Source organism: Candidatus Laterigemmans baculatus (assembly GCF_010367455.1).
GTDB lineage: Bacteria > Planctomycetota > Planctomycetia > Pirellulales > Pirellulaceae > Laterigemmans > Laterigemmans baculatus.
The window spans coordinates 47,167-55,314 of record NZ_WRPR01000047.1 but is presented as its reverse complement, the minus strand read 5'-3'; the positions used below and the strand labels follow the sequence as shown (position 1 = coordinate 55,314).

Annotated in this window: 5 protein-coding genes and 1 tRNA gene; 4 read left to right on the top strand and 2 right to left on the bottom strand. The window is 59.2% G+C overall.

Annotated features, from left to right (window positions below; translation table 11 throughout):
• Nucleotides 1-143: 143 nt before the first annotated feature.
• Nucleotides 144-215 (bottom strand) — tRNA-Phe (locus GNK13_RS10850).
• A gap of 662 nt (nucleotides 216-877) precedes the next feature.
• Here GNK13_RS10850 and GNK13_RS10845 point away from each other — a divergent pair.
• Entirely contained in the window at nucleotides 878-1,426 is a 549-nt protein-coding gene (locus GNK13_RS10845; protein ID WP_164102542.1) for an HNH endonuclease, read from the top strand.
• 52 nt (nucleotides 1,427-1,478) lie between these two features.
• Here the strand turns inward: GNK13_RS10845 and GNK13_RS10840 are convergent, their stop codons facing one another.
• A complete protein-coding gene (locus GNK13_RS10840) occupies nucleotides 1,479-2,177 on the bottom strand; it encodes a DUF2726 domain-containing protein (protein ID WP_164102541.1) in 699 nt (232 codons plus the stop codon).
• Between the two features lie 335 nt (nucleotides 2,178-2,512).
• Between GNK13_RS10840 and GNK13_RS10835 the strand changes: the two genes are divergently transcribed.
• The 3 genes from GNK13_RS10835 to GNK13_RS10825 are packed head-to-tail and all read left to right on the top strand — an operon-like array spanning nucleotide 2,513 to nucleotide 8,029.
• Entirely contained in the window at nucleotides 2,513-5,083 is a 2,571-nt protein-coding gene (locus GNK13_RS10835; RefSeq protein ID WP_164102540.1) for an MrcB family domain-containing protein, read from the top strand.
• Nucleotides 5,029-7,566, top strand: coding sequence for a DUF2357 domain-containing protein (locus GNK13_RS10830; protein ID WP_235935042.1), 2,538 nt, complete (start codon nucleotides 5,029-5,031; stop codon nucleotides 7,564-7,566). Before GNK13_RS10835 ends, GNK13_RS10830 begins: the two co-directional genes overlap by 55 nt.
• Nucleotides 7,547-8,029, top strand: a complete 483-nt coding sequence (locus GNK13_RS10825; protein WP_164102538.1) for a DUF6884 domain-containing protein — start codon at nucleotides 7,547-7,549, stop codon at nucleotides 8,027-8,029. The genes GNK13_RS10830 and GNK13_RS10825 overlap by 20 nt, the downstream gene beginning before the upstream one ends.
• Nucleotides 8,030-8,148 lie beyond the last annotated feature (119 nt).

The following is an 8,148-nucleotide window of genomic DNA, read 5'->3' as shown; positions in this document are numbered from 1 at the left end:
GTGAAGGGTGAAGGGTGAAGGGTGAAGGGTGAAGGGTGAAGGGTGAAGGGTGAAGGGTGAAGGGTGAAGGGTGAAGGGTGAAGGGTGAAGGGTGGAAGGCGTTTTGTTTCACACTTCACTCTTCAAACTTCACCCTTTTCTAGTGGGCTGGGAGGCGCTCGAATCCTCGTCTGCGGTGCTTCAAACCGCCGCTAGGCCGTCTCAGCTACCAGCCCAAGTTGTCGCTGTCAGGACACGAAAAAAGGCTCGGTGTCGCAGATGACACCGAGCCTCGTGGAAGAAGCACTTCGCTAGGAAGCGGGTGTCACATGCGCAATCGATACGATGCGGGCGTATTCACCGGTTGGCCGGCAAATCGACGATCGCGTATCGGTTCGAGGTCAAGGGGATGGATCATCGATAGCATCGGATCGCTCAAGTCTCGTTGCGAGGGTCGTGTGACGCGTTGGTAAGAGATAGACGCGGTCTGTGGCGTAGGGTTCGCAAGAAAATCACAAATTCCGCTCGTCCAAGAATCAACGCGTTTCCCGCAAGGTCGTACTCATCGAACTGAAAATCGCTTTCGCCTTATGCAGCCTCTTCGAGGCAGAAGCATTAACGGCTTCTGATCGGGATCGTAGAATGGCTCCGCCGCGATGCACTTGTGTCTGCTCGCATGTCGAACTTGTTCCACGCCGGCCGGGAGTGGTATACCGGACCGAAGAAGCCGGAACGGAACGAGATCAGTCAGTTCGTGAATTGCATGTCGGAGCCCCTCGAGCCGTGACCCGCGAATTACATGGGACGATTTGCAGTATCTTTTTCTCAAGCCGAAAGTGATTGTGCTCCCGCTATGAAGTCAGGGCCGAAGAAAAGCAGCACGCCGGAAATCAGGACCGTGGGCGATCACATTGCCTGGTCCTATGCCAATCTGGCACGGGCCCATGCTGCGCTTACCGAAGGGTGCGCCGCCTACCACCAAGGGCACCACATTATCCGTAGCCGGCTTTTCCGCGGCCTTCAGAGCGGAGCCATGGCAATGGGAGCGCTCTACGACGATGAGCGTCTGAAGTTAACTGTCCCGCAGGCATGCTGCTATTGCGGTTCAAGCGAACGAATCTCGCTGGACCACCTGATCCCGCGAATGCGCGGTGGCAGCGATGTTGCCGATAACCTCGTTTGGGCATGCCGCTCCTGTAATAGCTCCAAGGGTGGCCGTGATATGCTGGAATGGATGAGCAAAAAAGAGGTGTTTCCGCCGGTCCTGCTCTTGAGGCGTTACATAAAGCTCATCGCCCGACACTGCGATACCCAGGGCCTTTTGAGTCGGGAGCTGGCAGTCGCTATGCAGGAGGATCTCCCGTTCGATTTGTCGCTGCTCCCGTATAAGTTTCCCGCGCTCCCGACATTGAAGCTGTGGCAATACCCAGTTGAGTCCCAGTGCTGATGGTTGGCGTCCTGTGGGCACGGCAGGAAATGTGGTAGGAAATCACAAGGCTCTAAGCGATTCCGATAATGTGACGGCACTGGGGATAGTTGCTGCAAGCCCAGAAACGTTTGCCGGCGTGCTTGCCTTTCGAGGCTTTACGCTCGACCATGGCAGCTTGGCAAGTGGGACAGACGGGATCTGTCGGAGCGGGTGGTGGTTGCGTGGAAGCAGGTGCCGCGGGACTCGCGGGGGACAGTTGGAGTACCTGGGCCATGTTCGCTGACAGCTCTGCGACTGAGTACGTGCGTGCGGCTCTGACGTGGAGGATTGGCAGGCCGGCCGCTGCCAAAGCTCGGTCAACGAGCTCATCGCGGTCTTGCCGATCCTTGCGATTGTGGCTGGCATCGTCCAATTCAATCACCAGAGCCGGCCGCATCATGGATCGATCGCATAACACAAAGTCCACGTGTTTGCTGCTGATCTTGTTCTCGTAGTATCGGCTGCCTTCTTGGCGAGGCACGTAGAGCAGATCCCACAGTCGCACTTTTGCGGTGATGGCGTACCGGTCTGCGACCGCTTGCTCCAGAACTCGGTAGAACGACAACTCCGCGGCCGACAGGAAATCCTCGCGCAGGCGGTACGGTAGCTCCTCGCTTTCCGCGGCTGCCCCGGCACTTTCACTCGTGTTCGTGGCGGACGCACCGCCTCTGATGCCGAAAATGCGAAGGAAAGACCCCAGGCATCCCAAGGGTTCAGTTTTGTCGTTCATCGTTCTGGTCTATCGCAGATGAAGGTCTTGATGGAGGCAAGCTGGGAGCCCGCAACGGTGAAGCCAGCGAGCTTCTCCCGCAGGGAGCGTCGCGACCCCCATCAATTGGCTCAAGCGAAGCAGCGTCGGGGCCGCAGCTCTTGCCGATGACTGCGCTCCGGCTGGCCCGCCGCAGAGTGACCAGAAACTAGCGGGACCGGCCATGAATAGCCACCGGGGCAGGCGACTTCGCACTCCGACGGGAACACGCGTCCTGGCAGCAAGGCAGGAGGCGAACTCGCCCGGTTCCCGTTACAATCGCCGCTCTACATGGTGTATCGGCTTCGAGGTAGTGAATGACGGACGAGCTTTCGGACGAAACGTTAAGGGTTGGGACGGACTTTTGGGCGACGTGTCTTCGGCTGCTCACCGTCTACCCCCAGCGGCCCGCGAAGCTGAGCGGCGACGCGGAGGCGAAGCAGCTTGAGCGGCAGCTGCGGTCACTCGCGGAGACGATGTTGCCGCTTCTCTGCGATAACGACAATTGGCTGGCGGATGCATCAGTCGGCAAGGGAAACTGGGCGACCGTTCCGTGGGTCGCTTTCTTTGACTCTCGCGTTTCGGCAGGTGCCCAGCAGGGCGTGTACCCGGTCATCCACCTTTCTTCCGAAGAGCCGGTAGGGATTCGCATCGGTCTCGGTGTATCAGCGACTGAGTTCAAAGCTGCCGCCGACAGGAAGGCGGCGGAAGTGCGATCGCAGTTCTCCAACGGCGAACGAGAAGCACTGCGGGCTGTCGGCTTTGCCGATGTGGTTGACGGCAAAGCCGCTCGTGTCGACATCGGTGCGGGGAATCTGTCGCGAAAATACGCCGAAGGGATGATCTTTGAGCGATTCCTTCGGCCGGAGGAGCTCACGGCCACGACGGATGCGATGACCGAATCGCTCGCCACGCTCGTTCGCATCTACAAAGCCTGGGTTGATCGCAGCCGTCACTCACCTGTCGATGCTCGTACGCCTTTCCTAGAGGTGATGAGGCAGTACGCCGATGAGCGAGTCGTCTTTCTCAGTCCCTCGCGCGAGGTTCGGTACCTGATTGCTGATGTCGATCACGCTGGATGTACGGTGAATCGACTCGATTCAAATCAGCCGACGCGGGTGACCGAGGCGAGCTATCAGCGGAAGCGAGACTGGCTGCGCGAACACGGCGGATCGGCCAGGCGAGACGAACTCGACAACACTGTTGCAACCCATATCTGCTATCTGCAAGCCGCGGATATGGCTCTCGCGGCCGATCGCAAAACGGCGGTGTACCTGGACGATGATCAGGCAGCGACGGATCACTTCATCTCGCTGATTGCCGCCATCCAAACCGTCACCCTCTACAAGCCAGTGATTCTGGCTTTGGTCGTGGAGGCTATTCGCGACGGGGAGTTGACCGAAAATCGGATCGAATTCGACTGGCTGCTTCCGCGGTTTATCCGACGTTTACACGAACACGGCCATGACGTCGGCGAGCAACAACTGGCGGAAGGCTTCGGCCGAATGGCGGGCGACCTGTTCTGGCTGCATGCCTATCGCGATCCGGACGAAAGGCTCTCGCCGGACAAACCGACACCCTCCCAAATCCGCAATCGAATATCCCATGCTCGACTCCAAGAACCGTTCTGGCGAGCCATCCAGCAACCTCAGCATCAGCAACAGGTACTCGCGGCCCTTGCTGCAAAATGGTGGCCTGACATGACGACAACAGCTGCTCACGAGCCGAGCGACCTGTCAAAGGCATTAAAACAGGTAATCGACGCAATCGCCGCGTCAGGGTTCATCTACCAACCCTGGCAGATCGCGACCTATGTCACTGCGCTGCGCACCAAGCCTTTTGTAATCCTTGCAGGCGTTGCGGGTACGGGAAAATCGAAGCTTCCCGCACTGGTCTCGAAACTGACCGGCGGCAATATGACGCGAATCTCCGTGCGGCCCGATTGGACCGACAGTTCCGACGTGCTGGGGTATGTGGACCTGGCGGACAAATTTCGTCCCGGAGTGGTTCTGCAAGCAGCGAGCGAGGCTTCGGAAGATCGCGATCGTTACCACGTCTGTTTGATCGACGAGATGAATATTGCTCGCGTGGAGCACTATTTTGCTGAGGTTCTCAGCACGATCGAAGATCGCTCACCGGCAGAGGACGGCGGTTACAAGAGCAGCCCACTGATCTCGCAAAAGCTGCCGACAGGTTATGAAGCAGCGCAGCGACAGAACCTCCCGCCAAACCTTGGTATTGTCGGCACCGTCAATATGGACGAAAGCTCGCATGGCTTCAGCCGCAAAGTTCTCGACCGAGCATTCACGATAGAGCTGTCCGATGTCGATTTGAGCCTGGACACTGCTGTCGCTTCACAGGAGCAGGCTGCCCTTCCCCGCTGGCCCGTCGCGTATTGGCACTGTGTCGCGACTCGACTCTCGGAAATCGATCATTCCGTGCCGCACTTCAGCTCAGTAGCCGACAGGGCAACGGGATTACTGCAAGAAGTCAACCAGTGTCTCGTCCACAGCCAGCTGCAGGTTGGGTACCGAACGCGGGACGAGGTGATTCTGTTCTTGGTGAACGCGAGGGACGTCGAGCCGGCGTTCCGGACTCGGGACGGCCAGAGCGTCGACCCGCTCGACCTCGCCATCATGATGAAGGTACTGCCTCGATTGGTGGGCGGAAGTAACGCGATCCGTAAAACTCTGACGGGTCTGATGGGACTGGCCGTTCGCGGTAAACCTTTCAGCACCGAAGACGAGGCGATTGCCGAGATGGAGCGTTGGGAGGAGGCCGGTCGCCCCGATGCTAGCGAAGATGCGAAGCTGCCTCGCACGGCGTCGAGGCTGTGTCTGATGTGGTCCCGTTTGATCAACGAAGGCTACACATCATTCTGGTTGTAGCCATGAAGCGACTGTTCTGTATTTCCACGAATCACTTCACGCTCGACTGGCGGCGCGTGCGCGATCACGACGGCGCCGTGTTGACGCGGAATCAGGACGTCGTCGGTCGACTTTCCATTGCACCGCAGGCGCGTGACCTGGAGCTAACGGACCAGTGCAGAAGGTCCGGTGTGCCGGATTCGGTTGCGGCGGATGTTCAGGTCGATGCTGGTCCGCCACTCTTTGAGCAGTCGGATTACCAACTGTACCTCCACGGGGCTAATTCGGGAGATACCGTCGAGATCCGCCATCGCGATCCTGCGATCGTGCGAGCGCTCACCTCCCAGGAGGGCGGCCGGGTAGTTCACGGCACGGTCAATTTCCGCGGCCAGATTGGTCGTAGCCAATTCTCGATATATGTGAATGGCGAGCGGCAGCTAGATTTCGAGGTGGAAGTATTCCCGACCAAGATCGATTACGAGTCGGATTACCAGGAGATCCTCGCGGACGTTCAGTCGATTCTGACAGGGCTCGCATACGAGTACCTCCGGTCGACATTCCAGATGGGCAAGGTGGCTGCAAACGCCCGCCCCTCAAAGCTGGAGTGGCTCGTCTTGCTGGAGACGATCGTCGACGAGCTTGAGAAAGCGGTGAACTACATCGCTCAGCGCCCAACCCGAGGATTGGTTCGAAGCGACAGAACCGCGCGTATCGAAAGAATCCGCCGTCCCGACTCCCGCGTTCGCTCGCAAATCCGTCGCGGGCACGGTAAAGGTAGCCCCGTCCAGCTCGCCGGCGTAACGGCGCGCGAGAGACTGGTGGAACGTCCGGCCGAATTGACGCTGGATACGATGGAGCACCGCTGGCTTCGAAAGCAGCTAACGGACGTCCAGCGGAAGCTCAGTCAGGTGGCATCGCTCTATGTAAGCGATGGCAAGCTTTCCGCCCGAAGCAGGCGATCGCTCGAGGGCCTCACCAAGCTGGAGACGCGGGTCTCCCGTTTGCTGCGCGTTGAACCTATCGCCGCGGCGACAGGCAGCCCGCCGGCGGGCTTTGCATCTTTGCAGTTGGTCTCTGCGCCCGGATATCGCGAGGCTTACCGGCTTTTGATGCTTCTGAGAATGGGACTGCGGCTCGAGGGGGACTTTGCACGACTCTCAGTAAAAGACCTCAACGAATTGTATGAATACTGGACGTACCTGGCTGTCGTCCGGACCGTCCAACGCGAATTTGGGCCTCCGGAGAGGTTGGGGCAGCTGTTTCGGGTCGACGAACGTGGGCTGGCGGTGCGACTGCAGCGAGGGAACCAGCAGAGCATCACATTTAAGGAAACGTCAGGGCGTGGCGTCACTGTGGTCTACAACCCGCTGTTCCGCGGCACCGCACTGATACCGCAGAAGCCCGACATACTAATCCGCATTGAGGAGCCGGGCTGGCCGAAGATGCAGTTGGTGTGTGACGCAAAGTATCGCGTTGACGCCTCGCAGCAATATCGCGAGCAGTTCGGAGCGTACGGCCCACCACAGGATGCGATCAACGTGCTACATCGCTACCGGGACGCAATTCTTGAGAAAGATCGTACTGACGGCGGGGTCGCCCGGTCGACCGTTCAGGCTGCTGCATTATTTCCGCTGAATGAGGATCTAGCGGAGGACTATCGCCAGAGCCGGCTCTGGCAATCGATTGAGCGGTTGGGAATCGGAGCCGTACCGGCCCTTCCGAGTAATCTTGGCTGTCTTGAAGAGTGGCTGCTGACGGCTACCCGCCATGGTGGGTGGTCGATGGCTGACCGCGTTATCCCGCACGTGGCGACGGTTCACGCTCGAAAGTGGCAGATCGCCGCCAGCGAGCCGGTGCTTGTCGGCGTCCTGCGTGCGCCTGGAGGCTCAGAGCATCTCGATTGGATCATTGAGAAGCAAACGTATTACCAGCCGCTAGTTAGCTCGCATCGGCGCCAGTTTTTTGTGAAGCAGGTTGCGATCTATGTTCCGCAGGGTTTCGGTCAGCCCGCCGGAATCGCGTACGTCGCTGACGTCGAGCGAATCGACGTTATGGGCCGCTCTCAGGTCGGCACACCTTGGCGCTCTCGGCGCACCGGGCAGATGGTGGTTTATCGACTCGGTCCCATTCGTTCGCTTCCGAAACGGATACCGTTCTCTCGGGACGAAGCGACCAGTATCAGCAATTCAAGATGGACCACTCGCTTGGGACTTGAGAGAGCACGGAGGCTGAGCGAAATTGCGCTCGAAACGGAGCCTGAATGGAGGCTGCTGGAGTGGCTTGAAGCCCGCAACATCGTCTACACGCTGGGGGCGGACAGAGTCAAACTGCCAGACTCCGACAATCCGACAGGCCGTGCCTGGTTCCACATGAGTAACGGCGAGATGGTCCGATACGATGGCAGCAACGGCTTCCTCCTGCGTAAGGTCGGGACCGACGACCAGTACCTGACTCTTCGGGAGATTATGCAAAGGAGCGAATCCGATGGCAGCTCGCAGTTCTAGATCTCCAGGTGTGCTTGTCGTTGTTCCCTGCGGACGCAGCAAGGTGTGGGACAAAGAGCCAAGCGCTGGGGCGACCGCGGCTCGCGACGCCTACCGAGGTGCGCCATTTAAGGTGAACCGGGAATACGCCGAGAGTTTCGCGGATCCGGGCGACCAGTGGGTGATACTCAGCGCCAAGTACGGCTTCCTCCCGCCGGATTTTTTGATCCCGGGGCCCTACGAGGTGACATTCGCGCAAAGATCATCCGGGCCGGTTGGTATGGAGACATTGCGCCAACAGGTCCAGCAACAACACCTGGACCAGTTTAGAACGATCATCGGGCTGGGCGGTAAGGAATACCGAGCCGCGATCGAGGCCGCCTTCAGCGATACTGCCGCGGACCTGCAATTCCCCTTCGCCGGGCTCCCCATCGGAAAAGCGATGCAGGCTACGAAGAGCGGTACTCGGAATCGGCAGGGATAGCCATGACGAGATCAAGCTAATCTGCGCAAGCAGCCGTCGGCATAACCGGCCACTTCTCTTGCCGGTCCTGGGCCGAGTGCCGATCGTAGGCAATCGCCCGAACCATCGGCGGCCGCTCC

Excerpts from the sequence above, each read along its gene's own strand:
- GNK13_RS10840 (WP_164102541.1), bottom strand. The coding sequence starts at position 2,177 with ATGAACGACAAAACTGAACCCTTGGGATGCCTGGGGTCTTTCCTTCGC.
- GNK13_RS10835 (WP_164102540.1), top strand. The coding sequence starts at position 2,513 with ATGACGGACGAGCTTTCGGACGAAACGTTAAGGGTTGGGACGGACTTT.
- GNK13_RS10825 (WP_164102538.1), top strand. The coding sequence starts at position 7,547 with ATGGCAGCTCGCAGTTCTAGATCTCCAGGTGTGCTTGTCGTTGTTCCC.